The following is a 19,429-nucleotide window of genomic DNA, read 5'->3' as shown; positions in this document are numbered from 1 at the left end:
CCCGGTGCAACGGGGGGACCGACAACACCATGGCACGGCCGACTCGGATCGCGATCGCGGCGTTGGCCGGGGTCCTCCTCGCGGTCCTCCCCCTGACCGGCGCGAACGCACAGGACGGACAGGCCCGCACCGAGCTGGCACCCACAATGGTCGTGCTCGACGCGTCCGGCTCGATGACCGGTCCGGACCCCGACGGCGGCAGCAAGATGGACGCCGCGAAGCGGGCGGTGCGCGCGCTGGTGGAGACCGCCCCGGACGGTGCCCCGGTCGGTCTCGCGGTCTACGGCACGTCCACCGGCAACTCCGCGGCGGATCGCGAGCGCGGCTGCCAGGACGTCACCGTTCTGAGCCCGCCCGGGCCGGTCGACAAGGCCGGGCTCGCCGCCGCGGTCGATGCGGTCACCCCGCGGGGCTATACGCCGATCGGGCGATCCCTGCAGGTCGCGGCCGAGCAGCTGCCGCAGGAGGGCCCCCGCTCGCTCGTGCTGGTCTCCGACGGGGAGGACACCTGCGCCCCGCCGGAGCCGTGCGATGTGGTGCGCACCCTCGCCGGGCAGGGCGTCGACCTGGTCGTGCACACCGTCGGTTTCGGCGTGGACGACACCGCCCGCGCCCAGCTCGCCTGCATCGCCCAGGCCACCGGCGGCACCTACACCGACGCACCCGACGCGGCCGCGCTGCAGCGGGTACTGCCGCGTGTCACCGCCACGGCGCTGCGCAACTACGAGCCGACCGGAACCCCAATCACCGGCACCCCGGCCTCCGACACGGCGCCTTCGGCCGGACCGGGGCAGCACCTCGACACGATCGGCCAGCACGAGAAGCGCTACTACGCCGTCGACGTTCCGGCGGGGGCCACGGCGTACTTCAGCGCGACCGTCTCCTTCCCGCGCGTCCAAGACGTCAATGTGCTCGACGACTTCAACACGCTGCAGCTACGGACCTACGGCGACGGTGGCGAGGACTGCCACGCGTTCGAGTCCGAGCAGACGTCGCGGTCCAGCGACGGCGCCGCGCTCACCGTGGCCACGACGTGGGACGGCGCCACCAAGGAGGACACCGGCAGCGCGAGCGGCGACCGGTGCAAGGGCGGCGGCCGCTACTACTTCGCACTCGAGTGGGACCGGGTGTCCGCAGGCGTGCCCGCGCGGCTGCCGGTCGAGCTGCTCGTCGGTGTGGAACCCGCGGTCACCGACGGCGGGCCGGTCGCGGTCCTGCCCGCCGCGGAGTTCGTCGAGCCGGCGGGCGCACCCCGGCCGGTCGTCGGCGGCGGGTCGTTCGCCGTGGCCGGCACGCTCGACGGCTCCGGGAGCTACACCGACGTGCTGCGCCGGAGCGAGTTCGTCTTCTACCGGGTGCGGCTGGACTGGGGCCAGGGGCTGGCCTACCGCGTCCGTTTCGGCGCGACGCCCGGCACCGGCCTGGAGAACGTCTCGCCCGTGTCGACGCGGCTGTACGCGCCCACGCGGGAGGAGATCGAGCAGGACTTCATGGCCTACACCGGCCCCGACAGCGTGTTACCGACGAACTCGCCCGCCCTCACCACGGTCCCAGTGCGCTACGGCAACCGCGCGGCCGACGTCGTCGGCTCCCGCACGCAGAGCGTGGCGGGTTGGTACTACGTGTCGGTGCAGGTGGGGGCACCGAGCGAGGACAACGGTGCGGCCGCTCCGGTACCCGTCCAGCTGGACGTGTCGGTCACGGGCACGCCCGAAACAGGCCCGCAGTACGCGTTCGCCTCGGCCGAGGCCCGGCAGGCGGGGCCGTTCGGCGAGGGCAAGGTGCCCGCTGCCGCGGCACCGCGGGCCGAGCCCGCCCCGGCGGCCGCGGGGACGGCCACGAGCAGCACCGTGGTCTCGCCGCTCGGCTGGGCCGCGATCGGCGCCGGCGGCGCGCTGCTGGCCGCACTGCTCGTGGCACTCACCCTGCGCCGCCGACGCGCGCGGTAGGTCCGCTGCCGGGCGTTCCTGGCCGGGTGTTCAGTAGCTGCGGAACGCCTCCGCTGGTCACGCTCCGCGCCGTCGCAGCGTGACCGGTGCGGCGGCCGTGCTGATGGCGGCCCTCGCCACGGCGCTGGTGGTCCGGCGCCGCCGCCGCGCACGGTCGGCGAACCGGTAGGCGTCGACCCTGTCGGTTCCCGGAACGTCAGTGTCCTCGGAGGGCCTCCGCGAGCCACCAGGAACCGCCGTCCGAGGCGATCTTCGCGTCGACCAGCATCGGGGCGCGGCCAGGAACTGCTGCGCCACCTCTGGGGAGCCGTGCGCCGAGCGCCACGGCCGATCGCCGCCAGCCGGGCGCGGCCTGCGCCACCAGACTCGACGCCATGCAGACGACAACCGACCCGCTCGACGTCCTGAAGGGCATGTACGCCGCCGAGGAGCGCTACCTCGCCGCGGGCGGTCCCGGTCGGGCGAGCTTCGATTCGCTCGCCCCGTTCTTCGCCTCCGACGTGGTGCTGCACCAGGCCGACGCGCTCCCCTACGGCGGCCTCTGGCGCGGCCACGAGGGCATGGAGCGGTTCTTCGTCGCCATGAGTGCGACCTGGGAGTCGTTCGAGCTGCTGGAACAGGATTTCTTCGCCGACGGCGACACGGTTGTGGTGCGTACCCAGGTCCGCGCCCGCGCCCGCGCGACCGGACGGCAGCTCGAGTTCCCCATTCTCCAGACGATCACGGTGCAGGGCGGGCGCATCACGGAGGTCCGGCCGTTCTACTGGGACACCGCCGCGATCGCCGCCGCCAGCGGCCCGAGCTGACGAACGGGAGCTACCGAGACGCCGTGACGAGCCAGACCGAGCCGGGGATCATGACCCCGCCGGTGGTTTCAAACTCCGTGAGCGACTCCGTCACCTCGGCGCGGATCCGGGTGACGGTCGCCGGGTCGACGTCACGCAGGTTGTGGCGGGTCGCGCCGTCCGGACTCGACCTGCTAGTGGCCGCGGAACGCCTCCGCGAGCCACCACGCCCCGCCGTCGGAGGCGATCTTCGCGTCCACCAGCAGCGGCGCGGCCCGCGGCCCGGCTACCCACTCGGCCACCGCCTTCAGGTCGCCCGGTGCTCGCACGGTCACGGCGTCGAAGCCGTACCCGCGCCCGATCGCCGCGATGTCGGTCTCCGGGAACGTGACAGTGCTGTGGTCGCCGTCCGCGAAGTGGTGCACCTCGGCGCCGTAGCCGCGGTCGTCGTAGACCACCACGACCATCGGGAGCCCGAGCCGCGCCACGGTCTCCAGCTCCGCCGCCGCCATCAGCGCCCCGCCGTCCCCGAGCGCCGCGACGGCGACCCGGTCGGGGCGGGCGAGCGCCGCACCGATCGCGGTGGCCAGCCCGAGCCCGATCGACTGGAAGCCCTGGGTGAAGCAGAACCCGTGCTGGTCGGGGACCCGCAGGTAGGCGCTGGGGTAGCCCATGAAGTTGCCGGAGTCCACAGCCACTGTGCGCTCGGCCGGTAGCAGCTCGTCGAGCGCGATCGAGAGCGTGCGGGGGTCGATCCCGTCCGGCCCCGTCAGGTCCTCGTACGGCTCGCTGCTCCAGCGGATGCGCTCGCGGATCGCCGCCCGCACGTCGTCGGTCCGGTAGCCGGTACGCGGCTCGCCGACCGCGGCGAGCACGTCGGACGCCGTGGCCGCCACGTCGCCGAGCACGCCCAGGTTGACCGGGCGGTTGGCGCCGATGGCGTCGGCGTCGAGGTCCACCTGAACCACCCGCGCGTCCGGGCCGATCAGGGCGCCGTGCCGCATCGTCCACATGTTCAGCGCGCAACCCCAGCCGACGACCAGGTCGGCGCCGGAGATCAGCTCCGCGGCCAGCGGAGAGGCGAAACCGCCGGAGATACCCAGCGCCCACGGCTCGTCCACGAACAGCCCCGAGGCGACGGCGGACGTGGCGAGCAGTGCCCCGGTGGCCTCGGCAAGCGCCAGCAGCTCGGTCCGCGCGCCGCGGGCCCCGCGGCCGGCGACGAACACCGGCCGCCGCGCCGAGGTGATCATGGCCGCCAGCTCGGCCACCGCGGCGGGAGCAGGCCGGATCGGCGCGAGCGCGGGCACCGCCGGCACGGCCTGGCCCTCCGGCGCCTCGGTCGCCTGCACGTCCAGCGGGAGATTGAGCACCACGGTGCGGCGCTGCTCGACGACCGTGCGATACGCGCGCACGGTGTCGGCGAGCGCCGAAGCGGGTGAGTGGACCCGTTCGGCGACCGCGCCCACCGCCCTCACCAGCGCGTCCTGGTCGATGCGGAAGTTGGACCGCACCGCGGCCGCGCCGGTGTCGGCGGCGAGCACCAGCAGCGGCGTGCGGCTCTTCGCCGCCTCGGTGATGCCCGTCATCGCGTTGGTGAGCCCGCAGCCCTGGTGCAGCGACAGCACGCCCACCCGGCCGCTCGTGCGGGCGTAGGCGTCGGCCATGGTCGCGGCGCCGCCCTCGTGGCGGGCCGCGACGAACGGGACACCGCCGTCGCGCAGCGCGTTCGTCACGTGGAAGTTGCCGCTACCGACCACACCGAACGCGTGCCCGACGCCGAGACCCGCGAGCGTGCCGCCGACAAGCTCAGCCACGGTGCTCATGCGCAACCCCCTCGGCACGTCAGCGGGGCCACCCCGCTGACGTCGGCGCGGGCCCTCATCGCTCCACCAGCGCCAGCACGCGGGCCGGGCTCCCCGAGCCGCCCACGATCGGCAGCGGCCCCGCGATCACCACCACCCCGGTGGGCGGGAGCTGCGCCAGGTTCTGCAACTGCGTCAGCCCGTACTTGCCAGCGCCCAGGAGGTAGGAATGGCACGGGAACGGCGGGTCGAAGGAGTGCGCCGCGCCCGCGTCCGTGCCGACGGTCTCGACGCCGAGACCGATCACCGGCGCCTCCTCGGCCAGCCACCGCGCGCAGTCCACCGAGATGCCGGGGGTGTGCGGGCCGGTCGCGTTCGCGTTGAGGAAGGCGCCCGCGTCCTCGCTGCGCGCGTCCCAGCCGGTGCGGTAGAGCAGCCAGCCGCCCTCGGGAAGCGGCCCGTGCTCGGCCTCCCAGGCCCGCACGTGCTCCACCTCCAGCAAGAAGTCCGGGTCGGCGGCGGCCTGCGCCGAGAAGTCGAGCACCACGGCCGGAGCGACCAGCCGCTCCGGCGGCACCTCGGCGATGTCCTCGCCGTCCTTCGCCGTCACCCAGTGCACGGGCGCGTCGAAATGGGTGCCGGTGTGCTCGGAGGTCCGGATGTCGTTCCAGTACCAGGCCGGACCGCGATCGTCGTAGCGGCTGATCTCGGTGAGCCCGAACGGCGACGCGTTGGCGAAGGGCGGGGGCAGCGCGAGGATCGGGGTTCCGCTGTGCAGCGGCGCGGTGAGGTCGACGACCTCGACGGTGCGGGCGCGCATCGCGTCGAGCAGGTCCTGCAGCACCGGCATCGGAGCTCCTGACGGGGGACGGTTCCAGTCAGCCGATCCTGGCGCATCGGGACGCGTCCGCGCACCGGGTGTTCTCGGCCTCGATCATCACCATGGTGCTGATGACCCTCGCGGGTCTTCGGCGGCATGCTCCTGCTCCCGCTGTACCTGCAGCTCGTACGCGGCGAGTCCGCGCTCCAGACCGGGCTGCTGCTCGCGCGGATCCAGCCGCGGCTCGCCGCGGCGTTCGGAGCGAAGTTCTGGTGGGCCGTCGGGTTCGTCGGGATCGCGTTCGTCGTGACTTTTGTTCTCCTCCCCAAGCGCAAGCCCGCTCCCTGGAGGAAGATGGGAAGGCGCCCGCGGCTACGCCGCCCGGCGTGATCCACTGGTCCGAACGCAGTAGCCAGTACGTACATCGGAGTCAAGGTTGACAGCCCCCGCCGAGCGATCCCGCCCACTGCGCGCCGACGCCGAACGCAACCGGCGCCGCATACTCACAGCCGCGAGGGAGGTGTTCGCGCGGCGTGGGCTCGACGCCGGGCTCGACGAGATCGCCCGCCACGCAGGCGTCGGCACCGGAACGGTCTACCGGCGCTTCCCCGAGAAGTCGCTGCTCATCGAGGCGCTGTTCGAGGACCGGCTCGACCAGATGTTCGCGTTCGTGGAGGCCGCTGCCACCCATCCTGACCCTTGGGAGGGCCTGGTCGAAATCCTCGAGTCGGTCACGAGGATGCAGATCGAGGACCGCGGGCTCAAGGACGTGATCTTCAGCGGGGTCGGCGACAAGGAGGTGTTCCGCGAGCGCCGCGAACGGTTCCTGCCCCTCGTGGAGCAGACGATGGACCGGGCGAAGGCCGCCGGGGTGCTCCGCGCGGACGTCGGGCTCACCGACCTCGGCGCGCTGCAGGTCATGCTGACGACGGTGGCCGACTTCAGCCCGGCCACCCGGCCGGAGGTGTGGCGCCGCTACCTGCAGATCCTGCTCGACGGCCTCCGCGCCGACCGCGCCGGATCGACCTCACTTCTTCAGCCGGCACTGACGCTGGACGAGTTCGAGGCGGCCTGCGGCCGCGGCAAGCACGCAGGTGCTTGACCCTCTCCCTGTGTGAGGCCGTGTACTCGCCCCCGTCATGTTCACCATCGGAGCCTTCGCCGATCACGGCCGCGTCTCGGTCCGCATGCTGCGGCACTACGACGCCATCGGGCTGCTGCGCCCCGCGCACGTCGATCCGGCCAGCGGTTATCGCTACTACCGGGCCGAGCAGCTCACGCAGCTCAACCGCATCGTCGCGCTGAAGGAGCTGGGCTTCAGCCTCCAGCTGGTCCGCTCGATCCTCCACGACGACGTGAGCGCCGACGAGCTGCGCGGGATGCTGCGGTTGCGGCGGGCGGAGCTGGAGTCGGTCATGGCCGACACGGCAGCGCGGCTGGCCGAGGTCGAGGCGAGGCTCCGCACGATCGAGAGCGAGCACCTCATGCCCACCGACCATGTGGTCGTCAAGAGCCTGCCCCCGCTGCGGGTGGCCGAGGTGAGAGGCACGGCCCGGAGCTTCGACCCGCGGGAGATGGGCCCGCTCGTCGGCTCCCTGTACGCGGACCTGCGTGCCCGCCTGCAGGCCGCAGGCGTGGTCCCGACCGGCTGCGGTGTCACCCGCTACGAGGACGGGCCGGACGGCTTGGGGGTCGTCGTCCTCGCGGGGCTGCCGGTCGCCGCCGGTGCCGGTCCCGTCGAGGGCGCCGGGATCGTCGACCTCCCATCGGTGGAGCAAGCCGCGACGATCGTGCACAGCGGCCCGATGGACCGGGTCCTGCCCACCGTGCAGGCGCTCGCGCGCTGGCTCGACGCCCACGGCCACCCGCTCACCTCCCAGCACGCCCGGGAGCTGTCGCTGGCCGACGAGGTGACCGAACTGCAGGTGCCGCTCTCCGGAGCCGCGCCGCTACTCCCCCCGCTCCTGCGCACGGGCGAGTAGGCGTTCCGCAGCGTCGCGGCAGACCCACCACGCCTCGTCGGCCGGGTCGATGACCTTGAAGTGGTCCACGTCCGGCAGCGACACGAGCTCGGCTTCGCCCCGGGAGGCCGCGACGAACCGGTCGCTCTGCCGCGGCGGCACGTTCTCGTCGGCCGTGCCGTGCACGCAGACCACCGGGACCCCGATCGGCAATCGGGCCACCGGCGACGCCAGCGAGTACCGGTCGGGGACGTCCTCGGGGAATCCGCCCAGCAGGTCCGTCACGGCGCCGTCGCCCACCCCGTGGCGCGCGGCGTCGACGAGGTCGAGCACCCCGGCCTGGCTGACGGCCCCGCACAACCGCACCACCGGGCCGGCGCCGGGCGTCCCGGCCAGGAGTCCGGGCCGCGCGGCGAGCCAGGCCGCGAGCTGCCCTCCCGCCGAGTGCCCGACGGCAACCACCCGGTCCAGGGGGAGCCGCCCGCCCGCCACCTCCTGCACGGGCCCGGCGAGCAGGTCCACGGCTGCGGCAACGTCCTCGAACGTCGTGGGCCAGCCGCCGTCCCCGCCGACGCGCCGGTACTCGACGTTCCACGCCGCCCAGCCACGCTCGGCCAGGTCCGCGGCGAGCGGGCGGCCCAGCTCCAGGTCGCGCCGCTGCCGCCAGAATCCGCCGTGCACCACCACGGCGACACCGCGGACGGGCCCGGCGGGGAGCGTCAGCTCACCGAACTGGCTGGGATGGGTGCCGTACGGGATCCGCATGGGGGTGGCGCCGGGAGTCACCCCGATGAGCATGCCGGTTGCCACGTCGCGGCGGACGTGGGGGGACACCCACCGCGACGTGGCTCCGCCGGCTGAGGGGGACTCCCCGGCGGCCCCGTGGGTGCAAAGCACCCGCGGCACGGGTCCGATCACGTGCCGCGACCGGAACACGGGGAACGATAACGCGCCTAAGGGCTCAGGGAGGAGCCTCTCACCCGTATGACGAGCGTGTCGGCGGTGAGTCCGGCCGAGCGGGCGACATCGGGCATCCGACTGGATTACGCTCCGCCACCGCGCTGGCCGGGTGCCGTTCGCGCGTGGGCCGCGTGGCCTAGGTCCTATAGGAGCCTGCTAGCCCCAGCGGCCGGTGAGCACGCCGAGGGCGCCCAGTCCTACCGTCGCCGCCGTGGACGCGCGCAGCACCTCCGGCCCGAGCCGGACGGGCCGCGCGCCCGCCGCCGTGAGAGCGGCGACCTCCTCGTCGGTGATCCCGCCCTCAGGTCCGACGACGAGCAGCACCTCGGCGGCCCCGGACAGCCCGGACAGCTCCGACAGCTCGGCCCCGAGGTCGGTGAGCCGGTCGGTGGCGGACTCGTGCAGGACGAGGGCCATGTCGACATCGGTCACCCGCCGGGCGAGCGCCGCCGTCGTCACGGGCTCCTCGACGACCGGGTGCCACGCCCGGCGCGCCTGCTTCGCGGCTTCCCGCGCAGTGCTGCGCCAGCGGGCCAGCGCCTTGTCGCCGCGCGGCCCCTCCTCCCAGCGGGCCACGCAGCGCGCTGCGCGCCACGGCAGGATCCCGTCCACCCCGGCCTCGGTGGCGAGCTCGACGGCCAGCTCGCCGCGGTCGCCCTTCACCAGCGCCTGGGCGACCAGCACGCGAGGCGTGGGCGGGTCGAGCTGGGTCCGCCCGGTCACGGTCAGCTCGACCGTGTCCCGGCCGGCCGCGGCCACGACCGCCCACATGAGCCCGCCGCGTCCGTCGGCGAGCTGCACGGTCTCACCGGGCCGCAGCCGCTTCACGGTGGCGGCGTGCCGCCCCTCCGGCCCGTCCAGCACCGCGCGGTCGCCCGCGGGCAGCGCGTCGACCACGAACAGCGGCGGGGTGCTCACGGGTCGATCCTCTCCCCCGCTGCGGGCCAGGGGTCAGTGGGCCCGGCGGATCGGCGCGATCGTCGGCACCGGGTCTCAGGTGAGGAAGCCCAGCACCAGCTCGGTCAGCAGCGCCGGCTTCTCCATGGCGAGCAGGTGCGAGGTGCCGGGCACGACCGCCAACTCGGCGCCGGGGATCGAGCGGTACATCTCGACGGTGTGCTCCAGGTGCACCCCGTCGTCGTCCCCGGACACCACGAGCGTGCGCGCGGAGACCGCCGCGAGCTGCCCGGCGGCGAGCGTGGGCCCGGTGAGCGCAGGGTCACCGGCGCCGTACGCCGTGTACCAGCTCCGCACGCCGAGGGGATCGACGTACCCGCTCTCCCTCAGCTCTGTGCTCATGCCGATAGGACGTCAGAGCCGCGCCGGACTCATCGGTCGTCAGAAACTGGCCTTGGGCACGCCCGGACCGGGGTCGATCTGGTGCGGACCGCCCTTGCCGGGGCGGACGTCGAAGTCGAAGATCGCGGTCGGGATGTAGACCGTGGAGCACGAGTTCGGAATGTCCACCACCCCCGACAGCCGGCCTTCGATCGGCGCCGCGCCCAGGATCATGTAGGCCTGCTCCGGGGTGTAGCCGAACTTGGTCAGGTAGTCGATGGCATGCAGGCAGGCGCGCTGGTAGGACAGCTGCGCGTCCAGGTAGTGCTGCTTGCCGTCCAGGGTTACCGACGTGCCGGAGAACGCCAGCCATTCGCTGTACTGGGGAGGCGTGTTGCCCGGCATGAAGATCGCGTTCTCCGAGACGCCATAGGTCTCCATGCCGCCCTTGATCAGGTCGACGCCGAGATCCATGAACCCGCCCATTTCAATCGCCCCACAGAACGTGATCTCGCCGTCGCCCTGGGAGAAATGCAGGTCCCCCATCGACAGCTTGGCGCCGTCGACGAAGACCGGGTAGAAGACCCTGGTCCCTTTCGTGAAGTTCTTGATGTCCTGGTTACCGCCGTTCTCCCGGGGCGGAGCGGTGCGGGCGGCCTCTCGGGCGACCCGGTCGAACTCGTCGCCGGACAGGCTGCCGAGGACGGCCGAGTCGGGCAGCGGCGGCAGCGCCAGCGGCGGCACGCGGTCCGGGTCGGTGTCGATGAGTTCCTGCTCGCGCGCGTTCCACTTCGCGAGCAGGTCTGCGGACGGCGCGGTGCCCATCAGGCCGGGGTGGACGATGCCGGTGAAGGACACCCCGGGTATGTGGCGGGAGGTCGCCACACCGCCGCGGAAGTCCCAGATCACCTTGTAGGCATCGGGGAACTGGTCGGTGAGGAACCCGCCCCCGTTCTCCTTGGCGAAGATGCCGGTATAGCCCCAGCCCTGGCCCGCCAATGGACCGGAGTCCTCCTGTGGGACCGGGCCGACGTCGAGGATGTCGACCATCAGCAGATCCCCGGGCTGTGCCCCTTGGACCTCGAGGGGGCCGCTGAGCACGTGCACGCTCGGCAACGGAGCGTTCAGCACGTCCTCGGCCGAGTCGTCGTTGTGGATCGCGCCGTCGAACCATTCCCGGCACTCCACCCGGAACGCGTCCCCCGGCTTGACCTGCACCTGCGCCGGGATGTCCGGGTGCCACCGGTTGTGGCCGACAATCCGCTGCTCGGTGAACTTCTTGGTGTTGTCGAGCGGGAACACGACTTCGGGCATTCGACCTCTCCCTGCTTCCGAGTACGCGACACGAGAGCGCGATCGACTAGGGGTCGTAAACGGTCAGCGCCGCAGTTCAGGTGAGCGCCATCACCCACAGGTTGTAAGCCTGGGAGGCTAGACCCGCGTGCTACGCGCCGGGAGAGCCGTCACCCGGATCGCCCACGGTGGACTCATCGGTTGTACTCGCCCGGCGGATCGGCATGATTGTGGGCACCGGGTCGGCGGTGAGGAACTCCAGTGCCAGCTCCTGCACCCGGTGCGGCTTCTCTATGACGAGCACGTGTGAGGTGCCCGGCACGACTGCCAGCTCGGCGTCCGGCCCGAGGTCGCGGGAGTCGCTGAACTCGCCGTGCAGGTAGACCAGCGGCTCCCCGCTGCCGTGCTCCGCGTACCAGGTCGGCACGCCGCCGACGTCGACGAGGCCGTCCGCGTCCGCTCTCACGCGTGCGACAGTGCCCGACCGACGGCGGCGGCGGCGGGGGTGGCCACCCAATCAACGCCGGACTCATCGCCACCTTGCACATCCCCGGCCGCCCCGCCACGAGCGCGCGACGGGGCCGGCGGCCGGGCGCAGTCAGCGCCCGAACGAGTCGCGCAGCCGGGAGAACAGGCCGTGGCCGTTGCGGTTGCCGCCGACGAGGTCGGGCTGCTCCTCGCCGCGCAGCGCGGCGAGCTGGCGCAGCAGCTCCGTCTGCCGGGGGTCGAGCTTGGTCGGCACGACCACGTCCACGTGCACCATGAGGTCGCCCTGGCCGTCGACCCGGCCGGTGGAGCGCAGCCGCGGCATCCCCTTGCCGCGCAGCGTGCGCACACTGCCTGCCTGCGTGCCCGGCTCGACGTGCAGCTCCTCGACGCCGTCCAGGGTCGGCAGCGGGAGTGTGGTGCCGAGCGCGGCCGCCGTCATGGGCAACTGCACGGTGCAGTGCAGGTCGGCGCCGTCGCGGGTGAACAGCTCGTGCGGCTCCTCCTCGACCTCCACGTAGAGGTCGCCTGCTGGGCCACCACCGGGACCGACCTCACCCTGCCCGGCGAGCCGCACGCGCATGCCGTCGGCCACGCCTGCCGGGATCCGCACGCCGACGTTGCGCCGCGAACGTACGCGCCCGTCGCCGCCGCACTGCCGGCACGGCTCCGGGATGACCTCGCCGAACCCACGGCAGTTGGGGCACGGCCGCGAGGTGACGACCTGGCCGAGGAACGAGCGCTGCACGCTCTGCACCTCACCGCGGCCGTTGCAGATGTCGCACATCGTGGGGGCGCTGCCAGGGGCGCAGCCCGAGCCGGTGCACTCCGAGCAGAGCACTGCGGTGTCGACTGCGAGGTCGCGCGTGACGCCGCTGGCGCAATCCTCCAGCGTGAGCCGCATCCGGATGAGCGCGTCGGCGCCCGGCTGCACGCGGCTGCGCGGACCCCGCCCGCGCACCCCGCCCTGCCCGCCGAAGAACGCGTCCATGATGTCGCCGAAGCCGAAGGCGCTGAACGGGTCGCCGCCACCGCCGCCTGCACCGCCACCCGCGCCGTTGCCCAGCGGGTCGCCGCCGAGGTCGACGATGCGGCGCTTCTCCGGGTCGGAGAGCACCTCGTACGCTGCGCTCACCTCGGCGAAGCGCTCCTGCGCCGCTGCGTCCGGGTTGACGTCGGGATGCAGCTCACGCGCGAGCCTGCGGTAGGCCCGCTTGATCTCGTCAGGTCCGGCGTCGCGATCGACGCCCAGGATCCCGTAGTAGTCCCGTGCCACCCTGGCGTTCCCCATGGTCCTTCTCGCTCGTTCCTGCTTCGCGTCAGTTGCGTCGGTAGTGCCTGCTCACGTCGTGTCCGTGCTGATGTCCGTGCTGGTGTGCGCGGCCGTCATCGCCCGGCCAGGATCTCACCCACGTACCGGGCGACGGCATGCACCGCCGCAATCGAGCCCGGGTAGTCCATCCGGGTGGGCCCGACGACACCCATCCCGCCCAGGACAGTGCCCGGTCCGTAACCGATGGACACCACGGAGGTGTCGCGCATCTCCTCGGCTTCGTTCTCCTCGCCGATCCGCACCGTGACCGTGCCCGGGATCTGCGCCGACGCCAGCAGCTTCAGCACCACGACCTGCTCCTCGAGCGCCTCCAGCACCTGGCGCAGGGAGTTCGGGAAGTCGGCCGCGTTGCGCGTGAGGTTGGCCGTGCCGCCCAGCAGGAGCCGCTCCTCGGGGTGCTCGACGAGGGTCTCGATGAGCACGGTGCACACGCTGATGAGCTGCGCGCGCAGCTCGGAAGGGCCCGTGCTGGGCAGCTCGGCCACGGCTGCCGACGCCACCGCGAGCGGGCTGCCGACCAGCGCGCCGTTGACGAGGTTGCGCAGCTTGACCACTTCGTCGTCGGAGATGACGTCGCCGAGGTCGACGACCCGCTGGTCGACCCGGCCGCTGTCGGTGATGAGCACCAGCATGAGCCGGGCCGGGGTGAGCTGCACGACCTCGCAGTGGCGCACGGTGGAACGCGTGAGCGTGGGGTACTGGACGACGGCGACCTGGCGCGTGAGCTGCGCAAGCAGCCGCACGCTGCGCCGCAGGACGTCGTCGAGGTCGATGGCGCCGTCGAGGAACGCCTGCACCGCCCGACGCTCGGCCACCGTGAGCGGCTTGACCTGCGCCAGCTGGTCGACGAACAGGCGGTAGCCCTTGTCGGTGGGCACGCGGCCCGCGCTGGTGTGGGGCTGGGCGATGAGCCCGTCCTCCTCCAGCACCGCCATGTCGTTGCGCACCGTGGCGCTGGAGACGCCCAGGTTGTGCCTGTCGACGATCATCTTCGAGCCCACCGGCTCGTGAGTGGCCACGTAGTCGGCCACGATCGCGCGGAGCACCGCGAACCGTCGCTCGTCGGCGTTCACGTGTTGCTCCCCCTCCGATCTGTGGTGTTCGGCCCATTCTAGGTGTTCTCGCGCCGGCAGGAGTGCGCACAGAATGTGGCACGTGATGATCCGACGTCCGGTCCTCGATGCCATCGCGACGGGCCGCGTCACCGTCGTGTTCCGGCGCTGGGACCGCCCGCGGGTGCGCGCGGGAGGGACGCAGCGCACGGCCGTCGGAGTGCTGGAGTTCACCTCGGTCGAGCCGGTCGACGACACGGGCCTGACCAGCAGCGACGCCGTAGCGGCCGGGTTCGCCGACCGCGACGCGCTGCTGAAGGCCCAGGTCGGGGACGGCACCCTGTACCGCGTCGGCGTGCGGCTGGCCGGGCCCGATCCGCGGGTGGCGCTGCGGGCGAAGCGCAGGCTCTCGGCGGCCGACCGGGCGGACCTGGATGCCCGCCTTGCGCGGCTGGACCGGGCGTCGAAGCACGGGCCGTGGACCGCGGCCGTGCTGGAGCTGATCGCGGACAACCCCGCGGTCCGGGCCCCCGACCTCGCCGCGCGAATGGGCCGGGAGACGCTCCCGTTCAAGCGTGACGTCCGCAAGCTCAAGGAGCTCGGCCTGACCGAGAGCCTGGAAGTCGGTTACCGCCTCTCCCCCCGCGGCCGCGCGTACCGCCGCTGACCCATGGGATCCGGCCGAGAAGGGTCCTGAACAACTCCGCCCGTAGCGAGCGGCGTCCAGGTGGGTGCATCGCAAGGCGGACGATCGGGCCGATACCGCTGTTGTATCGGCCCGATCGTCCAACGCCGCGAGGTGCCCGCCTGGGCGGCGCGCAGTAGGGCCGAGTTGTTCAGGGCGCTCCTAGCCGCAGGCCACACGCCCCTCACATCGCTGGTGGCATCGTGTGGCGGCGTGACCGCGCAGCGTTTCAGCCGGCGCTGGCTCCTCGTCGCCGCCGGCGCCGCCGGACTCGTCGGCGCCGGAGTCGTCGCACTCCCCGCCGGGGCCGTCACGGCCGAGCCCGACGCCCTGCGCGCGCGGATCCTCGCCGGCCCACCACCCCACGTCGGGTACGCCGAGAGCAGCGGGCGGCTGGGGCTGCCCGAGATCCCGCAGCTTGAGTCGGTCACCGCGCTCCTCACCGGCACCACCCGCATCCGCGCGTTCGTCTCGGGCGCCGACAGCTGGCGCGCCGACGAGCTGACGCCCGCGGGCGAGCGCGACACCTATCACCTGGGCGGCGCCGAGTACGTCTGGGACTTCGGGAGCGACGAGCTCACCCGTGTGGTCGGCACCACGCCGCTCCGGCTGCCCCGCGCCGCCGACCTGCTCCCGCCCCAGCTCGCGCAGCGGCTATTCCGCCTCGCCCCCGCCGACCCGGTCAGCCCGCTCCCGGCGCGCCGCGTCGCGGGCCGCACGGCCGCCGGGCTGCGGCTCGTGCCGGCAGACCCGGCCACCACCGTGGGCGGTGTCGACGTCTGGGCGGACCCGACGACCGGGCTGGTGCTGCGCGTCGAGGTCTCCCCGCGAGCCGGGCCACCGCTGCTCGTCACCGAGTTCGTGGACGTGACCGACGGCCCGCCCGACCCCGCGGCGCTCGTGCCGCCGGTCCCGCCCGGAGCCGGAGCCGTCACCGCGAGCGCAGCGGACCTCAGCGGCGCCCTCCGCACTCTCGACGCCCCGCCGCCGCCCGACCGGCTCGCGGGCCGCGACCGCGTGCCGCTCGCCGGCACCCCCGACGCCCAGCTGCCCGGAGTCGGGCTCTACGGGTCGGGTCTCGCCGGGTTCGCGCTCGTGCCCCTCAGCCAGGAGATCGCCGGCCGCGCCGTCGACGGGGCGGCTGCGGCGGGCGGCACGTCGGTGGAGGTGCCGGGCGGCGCGCGAGCGGTCCGGCTCGCGACGCCATTGGTGACGGTAGCCGTGCGGGCCAGGAGGCGCAGCGGGGTGCTGCTCATGGGCACGGTCGGGCCCGAGGTGCTGGACCAGGCGCTGCGTGAGCTCCCCCAACGGAGGCGGACCTGATGGACGTCATCGGCACCAGCGGGCTCACCAAGCGGTTCGGCCGCGTCACCGCCGTCGACCACGTCGACCTGCGTGTCCCAGCGGGCGCCCGCTTCGGGCTGCTCGGGCCCAACGGCTCGGGCAAGACGACGCTCGTGCGGATGCTGCTCGGGCTGGTGCACCCCACGTCGGGGTCGGTCGAACTGCTCGGACGCGCGATGCCCCGGCACGGGGCCGAGGTGCTCCCCCGGGTCGGCGCGCTCGTCGAGGGGCCGTCCGCGTGGCCGCACCTATCCGGGCCCGCCAACCTGCGGCTGCTGGACGCCGCAGGGCCGGGCGGGCGACGCCGCGACCGGCGCCGCCGGGTGCAGGACGCGCTGGAGCGCGTCGGGCTCGGCGGTATCGACCGGCGACCCGTGCGCGCCTACTCGCTCGGGATGCGCCAGCGGCTCGGCATCGCCGCAGCCCTCCTGCGCGCCCCTGAGCTGCTGCTTCTCGACGAGCCGACCAACGGCCTCGACCCGCGCGGCATCGGCGAGGTCCGGGACCTGCTCATCGCCCTGAACGAGGCCGGGACGACCGTCGTGCTGTCCAGCCACCTCCTGACCGAGGTCGAGGCGCTGTGCACCCGCGTCGGCGTGATGGACGGAGGCCAGCTCGTCCTCACCGAAGACCTCGACGTCCTGCGCGCCCCGACCGGCCATGTGCTCGTGCGCACGCCGGACCCGGCCGCCGTCGTCCCGCTGCTGGACGGACAGGTCGTGGGACGCAGCGGGGACGCGCTCGTCGTGCGCGGCGACGATGCGGCGGCGCTCAACGCCCGCTTGGTCGCGGCGGGCGTCGCGGTCTCGGAGCTGGCCCTGCAGCGGCGGACCCTCGAACAGGTGGTGCTCGGGCTGACCGGCACCGGCTCGGACCGGGTGGACGGAGGCACTACGTGATCGGGGTGGAGCTGCGGCTGATGCTGCGCCGGCGCCGGGTGTGGCTGTGCTGGGCGCTGCTCTGCGCGCTGCCCACGCTCGTCGCGGTGCTGCTGGCCACCACCCGGCTCGCGCCGCCACCGGGCCAGGGCGGGGCGTTCCTGTCGGCCGTCGTCAGCAACGGGCAGCTGTTCCCGGCCGCGGCGCTGGCGCTGGTGCTCCCGGTGTTCCTGCCCATCACGGTGGCGGTCGTCGCCGGTGACGCCGTCGCGGGCGAGGCCGCCACCGGGACACTTCGCTACCTGCTGGTCCGCCCGGTCGGGCGGCTGCGGCTGCTCGTGGCGAAGCTCGTGGCGGTGGCGGCGTTCGTGCTGCTCTCGGTGGCGCTCGTGACGGTCACCGGCTACGTCGTCGGCGTCGCCGCATTCGGCTTCGGCGCCGACGCCACACTCGGCGGCGCAGGCGGGATCACCTCCCTCTCGGGAGCCGTGATCACCCCGGCCGAGCTGGGCGCCCGCACCGCCGCGGTGGTGGGTTACCTCGCGCTGTGCATGCTCGCGATCGGCGCCGTCGGCGTGTTCTTCTCGACGCTGACCGACTCCCCGCTCGCCGCCGCGCTCGGCGTGCTGGCCGTGGTCGTCACGAGCGCGGCATTGATGCCGCTCGACGCCGCGGCCGCCATCCGGACGTACCTGCCGACCACGCACTGGCTGGCCTGGATCGACCTCTACCGCGCCCCCATCCTCTGGACCGCGGTGCGTGAGGGAGCGGCCGTGCAGCTGTCGTACGTGCTCGTCGCGTTCGGCGCGGCATGGGCCAACTTCGCGACGAAGGACATCACCAGCTGAGGACTACGCTCGCCGGATGGCGCCGCTCGAGTTCGGCGACGCCGCGGCGCGCCGCGTCGAGCGGGCCTACGCCACGCCGGATGTCGTCGCGCAGCGGGCGCAGGTGATGGAGCTGCTCGGGCCGCAGCAGGGCGAGCGGGTACTCGACATCGGGTCGGGACCGGGCTACCTCGTGGCCTCCGTCGCCGACGCCGTCGGACCCTCCGGCGCCGTGCACGGGCTGGACCCGAGCGCACCGATGAACACCCTGGCCAGAACCCGCACCGCGGGCCGGCCCTGGGTGCACATCGACGAGGGTGACGCCGTCGCGCTGCCCTACCCGGACGGCACGTTCGACGCCGCCGTGTCGACGCAGGTGTACGAGTACGTGGCCGACATGCCCAGGGCGCTCGCGGAGCTGCGGCGGGTGTTGCGGCCGGGCGGGCGCGCGCTGGTGCTCGACACCGACTGGGACTCGCTGGTGTGGCACACGCGCGACCGCGAGCTGCACCAGCAGGTGATCGCCGCCTGGGAGGAGCACCTCGTCCACCCCCGCCTGCCGCGGACCCTCGCCGGGCTCCTGCGCCGGGCGGGCTTCGAGGTGACCGGCCAGCGGGTTGTGGTGCTGTTCAACCCGCAGCTGCACGCGCAGACGTTCAGCGCCAGCATGATGGAGCTGGTGGCGGAGTTCGTCACCGGCAGGCAAGGTCTCACCGCCGAGGACGCCCAGGCCTGGCTCGCCGACCTGCGCGCCCGCGCCGACGAGGGCGACTACCTCTTCAGCCTCAACCGGTACGTCTTCCTGGCGACGGCTGTCTGACCCCGCTTCACGATCCGGCCAGGGCAGGCGCCGCGGTGGTCTGCACCCGCCTGCGGTTGCGGGTGCGGTGCAGCCAGTACTCGACGACCAGCAGGTTCACCACCCAGCTCAGCCACGCCGACACGCCTGCCGCATGGCTGAGGGCAACCGGGTCGAACGGGCCACCGGTGAGCGGCGGACGCACCCCGCCGTGCACCCTCACTGCGTATGCAATACGCTTAATAGCGTATCTCATACGCAGTCGGGCTGGAAGGCGGTCTTCCCAGCGGGGCACTTGCATGGTCATGCGGTGGACCTCCGGCTCGGTGCGGCATGCCCCACCCGGGCGTCAGCCCGACACCTCAGCCCGCGCCGACGGCCCGCAGGGCGCCGCACTCGCCGCCGGCGCCGAGCGGCCCGGTCGAGACCGCGCCCAGCACCAGCCCCGCCACGGCCGGGTCGGTCGGCAGCTCGGAGTGGCTCACGCGCGCCCCTGGGCAGATCGACTGCACCGGGACGTTGACCGCGCCCGCGAGCCGCGCCGAGTCCGGCGGCGTGACCGTCTGGTCATCCGCCGTCCAGACAGAGAGCCACGGGAGGGCCAACCCCACGCGGGCGCGGGCCAGCTCGGCCAGCTCCGCGCTGCCGGGGGCGAGTTGCGTGCACGCGAGCGGGCACACGTCCGGGGTGCTGGTGGCGGCGGCCGCCGCGAGCCTCGTGCCGGCGAGCGGCGCACCGAGGGTGATCACGCGCCGCGCCTTCGCCGCACCGTCGTTGCGCGCGACCCAGAGCCCGGCGACCACCCCGCCCGCCGAGTAGCCGACCACGTCGACCGAGGGCGCGCCCGCGGCGAGCGCGTCGGCCACGGCGGCGTCGAGCACGTGCACCTGCGCCGACAGGTCCCCCGTCCCGTCCCCTGCCAGGGTGAGCACGCGGGCCTCCCGGCCGGTCACGGCGATCCGCGCGGCCAAGTCCTCCAGGCTGCTGCGCGAGCCGCCGTAGCCAGGGACCAGCAGCACCGGCCCGAGCGCGTCCTGCGCAGGCCGGGAACCGGGGTCGACCGCAGGACCGCGGGACGCGACCACCTGCACGCCGACGACCACGGCCGCCACCGCGACGAGCGCGGCGAGCACCACGACCAGCAGCCGACGGCGGGGGCTCATCGAGGCGCAGG

21 protein-coding genes are annotated in these 19,429 nt (G+C 73.6%); 10 read left to right on the top strand and 11 right to left on the bottom strand.

Going from position 1 to position 19,429, the window contains the following annotated elements:
• Window positions 1-29 precede the first annotated feature (29 nt).
• Window positions 30-1,949, top strand: coding sequence for a vWA domain-containing protein (locus tag ABD143_RS36790; RefSeq protein ID WP_343988016.1), 1,920 nt, complete (start codon window positions 30-32; stop codon window positions 1,947-1,949).
• A gap of 374 nt (window positions 1,950-2,323) precedes the next feature.
• Window positions 2,324-2,755 carry a nuclear transport factor 2 family protein gene (locus tag ABD143_RS36785; RefSeq protein WP_343988013.1) on the top strand — a complete coding sequence of 144 codons (432 nt, stop codon included), beginning with the start codon at window positions 2,324-2,326 and terminating at the stop codon, window positions 2,753-2,755.
• A 173-nt stretch (window positions 2,756-2,928) separates the two neighbouring features.
• On the opposite strand, the gene ABD143_RS36780 is transcribed toward ABD143_RS36785, so the two are convergent.
• Together ABD143_RS36780 and ABD143_RS36775 are read right to left on the bottom strand one after the other, a co-directional pair.
• Entirely contained in the window at window positions 2,929-4,560 is a 1,632-nt protein-coding gene (locus ABD143_RS36780; RefSeq protein ID WP_343988010.1) for a thiamine pyrophosphate-binding protein, read from the bottom strand.
• Window positions 4,561-4,615: 55 nt separating this feature from the next.
• Entirely contained in the window at window positions 4,616-5,389 is a 774-nt protein-coding gene (locus tag ABD143_RS36775) for a cyclase family protein (RefSeq protein WP_343988007.1), read from the bottom strand.
• Window positions 5,390-5,515: 126 nt separating this feature from the next.
• Here ABD143_RS36775 and ABD143_RS36770 point away from each other — a divergent pair, with 126 nt between their 5' ends.
• Genes ABD143_RS36770 through ABD143_RS36760 form a run of 3 tightly spaced genes read left to right on the top strand, consistent with a single transcriptional unit; the run spans window position 5,516 to window position 7,341 of the window.
• Window positions 5,516-5,749: a hypothetical protein gene (locus tag ABD143_RS36770; protein WP_343988005.1), complete on the top strand. Its 234-nt coding sequence runs from the start codon at window positions 5,516-5,518 to the stop codon at window positions 5,747-5,749.
• A 46-nt stretch (window positions 5,750-5,795) separates the two neighbouring features.
• The gene (locus tag ABD143_RS36765; RefSeq protein ID WP_343988002.1) at window positions 5,796-6,461 is read left to right on the top strand and encodes a TetR/AcrR family transcriptional regulator; all 666 of its coding nucleotides are present in this window, start codon (window positions 5,796-5,798) and stop codon (window positions 6,459-6,461) included.
• A gap of 37 nt (window positions 6,462-6,498) precedes the next feature.
• The gene (locus tag ABD143_RS36760; protein ID WP_343987999.1) at window positions 6,499-7,341 is read left to right on the top strand and encodes a MerR family transcriptional regulator; all 843 of its coding nucleotides are present in this window, start codon (window positions 6,499-6,501) and stop codon (window positions 7,339-7,341) included.
• On the opposite strand, the gene ABD143_RS36755 is transcribed toward ABD143_RS36760, so the two are convergent.
• The 7 genes from ABD143_RS36755 to hrcA form a co-directional block, all read right to left on the bottom strand.
• Window positions 7,309-8,154 (bottom strand): alpha/beta hydrolase family protein, encoded by an 846-nt coding sequence (locus ABD143_RS36755; RefSeq protein ID WP_343987996.1) that lies wholly within the window; start codon window positions 8,152-8,154, stop codon window positions 7,309-7,311. The two genes, ABD143_RS36760 and ABD143_RS36755, sit on opposite strands and share 33 nt — an antisense overlap.
• A 282-nt stretch (window positions 8,155-8,436) precedes the next feature.
• Window positions 8,437-9,198, bottom strand: a complete 762-nt coding sequence (locus tag ABD143_RS36750) for a 16S rRNA (uracil(1498)-N(3))-methyltransferase (RefSeq protein WP_343987993.1) — start codon at window positions 9,196-9,198, stop codon at window positions 8,437-8,439.
• A 75-nt stretch (window positions 9,199-9,273) separates the two neighbouring features.
• Window positions 9,274-9,579 carry an alpha/beta fold hydrolase gene (locus ABD143_RS36745; protein WP_343987990.1) on the bottom strand — a complete coding sequence of 102 codons (306 nt, stop codon included), beginning with the start codon at window positions 9,577-9,579 and terminating at the stop codon, window positions 9,274-9,276.
• 39 nt (window positions 9,580-9,618) lie between these two features.
• Window positions 9,619-10,872 carry a formamidase gene (fmdA, locus tag ABD143_RS36740; protein WP_343987987.1) on the bottom strand — a complete coding sequence of 418 codons (1,254 nt, stop codon included), beginning with the start codon at window positions 10,870-10,872 and terminating at the stop codon, window positions 9,619-9,621.
• A gap of 130 nt (window positions 10,873-11,002) precedes the next feature.
• Window positions 11,003-11,317 (bottom strand): alpha/beta fold hydrolase, encoded by a 315-nt coding sequence (locus ABD143_RS36735; RefSeq protein ID WP_343987984.1) that lies wholly within the window; start codon window positions 11,315-11,317, stop codon window positions 11,003-11,005.
• Window positions 11,318-11,449: 132 nt separating this feature from the next.
• Window positions 11,450-12,613, bottom strand: a complete 1,164-nt coding sequence (dnaJ, locus tag ABD143_RS36730) for a molecular chaperone DnaJ (protein WP_343988568.1) — start codon at window positions 12,611-12,613, stop codon at window positions 11,450-11,452.
• A 110-nt stretch (window positions 12,614-12,723) separates the two neighbouring features.
• Window positions 12,724-13,743, bottom strand: a complete 1,020-nt coding sequence (gene hrcA / locus ABD143_RS36725) for a heat-inducible transcriptional repressor HrcA (protein ID WP_343987982.1) — start codon at window positions 13,741-13,743, stop codon at window positions 12,724-12,726.
• Window positions 13,744-13,828: 85 nt separating this feature from the next.
• Between hrcA and ABD143_RS36720 the strand changes: the two genes are divergently transcribed.
• The 5 genes from ABD143_RS36720 (at window position 13,829) to ABD143_RS36700 (ending at window position 18,276) form a co-directional block, all read left to right on the top strand.
• Window positions 13,829-14,389: an ASCH domain-containing protein gene (locus ABD143_RS36720; protein WP_343987979.1), complete on the top strand. Its 561-nt coding sequence runs from the start codon at window positions 13,829-13,831 to the stop codon at window positions 14,387-14,389.
• A gap of 231 nt (window positions 14,390-14,620) precedes the next feature.
• The gene (locus ABD143_RS36715; protein ID WP_343987976.1) at window positions 14,621-15,730 is read left to right on the top strand and encodes a sigma-E factor regulatory protein RseB domain-containing protein; all 1,110 of its coding nucleotides are present in this window, start codon (window positions 14,621-14,623) and stop codon (window positions 15,728-15,730) included.
• The gene (locus ABD143_RS36710) at window positions 15,730-16,650 is read left to right on the top strand and encodes an ABC transporter ATP-binding protein (RefSeq protein ID WP_343987974.1); all 921 of its coding nucleotides are present in this window, start codon (window positions 15,730-15,732) and stop codon (window positions 16,648-16,650) included. Before ABD143_RS36715 ends, ABD143_RS36710 begins: the two co-directional genes overlap by 1 nt.
• Window positions 16,647-17,477, top strand: a complete 831-nt coding sequence (locus ABD143_RS36705) for an ABC transporter permease subunit (protein WP_343987971.1) — start codon at window positions 16,647-16,649, stop codon at window positions 17,475-17,477. The genes ABD143_RS36710 and ABD143_RS36705 overlap by 4 nt, the downstream gene beginning before the upstream one ends.
• Before the next feature lie 16 nt (window positions 17,478-17,493).
• Complete coding sequence (locus tag ABD143_RS36700) at window positions 17,494-18,276, top strand: methyltransferase domain-containing protein (RefSeq protein ID WP_343987968.1); 783 nt, start codon at window positions 17,494-17,496, stop codon at window positions 18,274-18,276.
• A gap of 7 nt (window positions 18,277-18,283) precedes the next feature.
• Here the strand turns inward: ABD143_RS36700 and ABD143_RS36695 are convergent, their stop codons facing one another.
• Window positions 18,284-18,478, bottom strand: a complete 195-nt coding sequence (locus ABD143_RS36695) for a hypothetical protein (protein ID WP_343987966.1) — start codon at window positions 18,476-18,478, stop codon at window positions 18,284-18,286.
• Between the two features lie 139 nt (window positions 18,479-18,617).
• Window positions 18,618-19,418: an esterase/lipase family protein gene (locus ABD143_RS36690; RefSeq protein ID WP_343987963.1), complete on the bottom strand. Its 801-nt coding sequence runs from the start codon at window positions 19,416-19,418 to the stop codon at window positions 18,618-18,620.
• Window positions 19,419-19,429: the final 11 nt, after the last annotated feature.

The sequence above is a fragment of the Pseudonocardia aurantiaca genome (assembly GCF_039526725.1).
Lineage (GTDB): Bacteria > Actinomycetota > Actinomycetes > Mycobacteriales > Pseudonocardiaceae > Pseudonocardia > Pseudonocardia aurantiaca.
The sequence above is the reverse complement of the archived record's forward strand: the minus strand, read 5'-3'. Positions and strand labels throughout refer to the sequence as shown.